This is a genomic window from Aquimarina intermedia, assembly GCF_008124785.1.
Lineage (GTDB): Bacteria > Bacteroidota > Bacteroidia > Flavobacteriales > Flavobacteriaceae > Aquimarina > Aquimarina intermedia.
Map to the genome: position 1 here is coordinate 1 of NZ_VNHU01000019.1, position 2,500 is coordinate 2,500.

Genomic DNA, 2,500 nt, shown 5'->3' on the forward strand with positions numbered 1-2,500 from the left:
GTTAAAACATTTTACAGAAAAAGGCTTGCGATACTGCAAAAGGGTTGTATGTTTGCACCCGCAAAACGGGCTAACTGTTGCGCGGATGTTCATAGAAAGCATAGGGCGATAAAGTTGAGTTATAGAGAGGTTAAAATTTCTTTAAAAAAAACTTCAAAAAAAGCTTTTCAGAATAAAAAAGGGTTGTATGTTTGCACCCCCGCAAAACAGGGTTACTTGTTAGCGATTATGTTCATAGAGAGGTATTGTTTTTAAAGGAGTTTTAAGGAGGAAAAAATAATTTCAAAAAACTTTTTAAAACGCTTGTTAGGAAAGAAAAAGGTTGTATGTTTGCAGCCGCAAAACGAGAGAGGTTTTGCAGGAGTTCTAGGGAGGTTTTGAGGTTAAGAAATTAAGACTAAAAAAAACTTTAAAAAAAGCTTGTCAGAATAAATAAAGGTTGTATATTTGCAGCCGCTTAGACAAACAAGCAAACGTTCTTAACTAAAGAGAAAGAAAATAAGATACTGCCGGAAGGGGTAGGGAAGTAGCGAGGTTCGATTCCTTAATCTTACACAAGAATTGCTAGCGATGAAGATTGCTTTAGTGATTAGAGAAAGTTCATAGACATATTGATTGACAGCGCGTTTTACGATTTAATCTTTCGGGATTAGGTTGTAGAAGCAAACAAAGAATTAAGACTAGAAAGTCATACTTGAGATTACGATAAATTCCGGTGTTGTTTTTAGATAATATTTAAAGATACACGATGAAGAGTTTGATCCTGGCTCAGGATGAACGCTAGCGGCAGGCTTAACACATGCAAGTCGAGGGGTAACAGGGGTAGCTTGCTACTTGCTGACGACCGGCGCACGGGTGCGTAACGCGTATAGAACCTACCTTATAGAAGGGAATAGCCCAGAGAAATTTGGATTAATGCCCTATAGTATTATTGATTGGCATCGATTAATAATTAAAGATTTATCGCTATAAGATGGCTATGCGTTCTATTAGCTAGTTGGTATGGTAACGGCATACCAAGGCAACGATAGATAGGGGTCCTGAGAGGGAGATCCCCCACACTGGTACTGAGACACGGACCAGACTCCTACGGGAGGCAGCAGTGAGGAATATTGGACAATGGAGGCAACTCTGATCCAGCCATGCCGCGTGCAGGAAGACTGCCCTATGGGTTGTAAACTGCTTTTATAGAGGAAGAACTAGTGCTACGTGTAGCACCTTGACGGTACTCTACGAATAAGGATCGGCTAACTCCGTGCCAGCAGCCGCGGTAATACGGAGGATCCAAGCGTTATCCGGAATCATTGGGTTTAAAGGGTCCGTAGGCGGGTCTGTAAGTCAGTGGTGAAAGTTTACGGCTCAACCGTGAAATTGCCATTGATACTGCAGGTCTTGAATTATTGTGAAGTGGTTAGAATATGTAGTGTAGCGGTGAAATGCATAGATATTACATAGAATACCGATTGCGAAGGCAGATCACTAACAATATATTGACGCTAAGGGACGAAAGCGTGGGTAGCGAACAGGATTAGATACCCTGGTAGTCCACGCCGTAAACGATGGTTACTAGCTGTTCGGACTTCGGTCTGAGTGGCTAAGCGAAAGTGATAAGTAACCCACCTGGGGAGTACGTTCGCAAGAATGAAACTCAAAGGAATTGACGGGGGCCCGCACAAGCGGTGGAGCATGTGGTTTAATTCGATGATACGCGAGGAACCTTACCAGGGCTTAAATGTAGTCTGACAGCTTTAGAGATAGAGTTTTCTTCGGACAGATTACAAGGTGCTGCATGGTTGTCGTCAGCTCGTGCCGTGAGGTGTCAGGTTAAGTCCTATAACGAGCGCAACCCCTGTTGTTAGTTGCCAGCGAGTAATGTCGGGAACTCTAGCAAGACTGCCGGTGCAAACCGCGAGGAAGGTGGGGATGACGTCAAATCATCACGGCCCTTACGTCCTGGGCCACACACGTGCTACAATGGTAGGGACAGAGAGCAGCCACTGGGTGACCAGGAGCGAATCTATAAACCCTATCACAGTTCGGATCGGAGTCTGCAACTCGACTCCGTGAAGCTGGAATCGCTAGTAATCGCATATCAGCCATGATGCGGTGAATACGTTCCCGGGCCTTGTACACACCGCCCGTCAAGCCATGGAAGCTGGGGGTACCTGAAGTCCGTCACCGTAAGGAGCGGCCTAGGGTAAAACTGGTAACTGGGGCTAAGTCGTAACAAGGTAGCCGTACCGGAAGGTGCGGCTGGAACACCTCCTTTCTAGAGATTTGTACGCTAGTTTACTAGTTGTATAGATTAAATTCAATATCGGAAGTATTCTCAAAGAGTATTTTTTAGTCTTAATTGCTGTTGATTAATTATAAAAAGAGATGCAGGAAGCATGATGCAAGAAACAAGCGAGTTCTTGATTCTTGATTCATGAAGAAGTCTTGGGTCTATTTTAAAAACAGTCTCATAGCTCAGCTGGTTAGAGCGCTACACTGATAATGT

The 2,500-nt window shown here is 44.0% G+C and carries 1 tRNA gene and 1 rRNA gene (1 of these 2 cut by a window edge); both read left to right on the forward strand.

Annotated elements, in window-relative coordinates:
* Positions 1–745: 745 nt before the first annotated feature.
* A 16S ribosomal RNA gene (locus tag BD809_RS15465) occupies positions 746–2,269 on the forward strand.
* A 189-nt stretch (positions 2,270–2,458) separates the two neighbouring features.
* Positions 2,459–2,500: transfer RNA gene (locus tag BD809_RS15470), tRNA-Ile, on the forward strand; it runs 32 nt beyond the window's last position.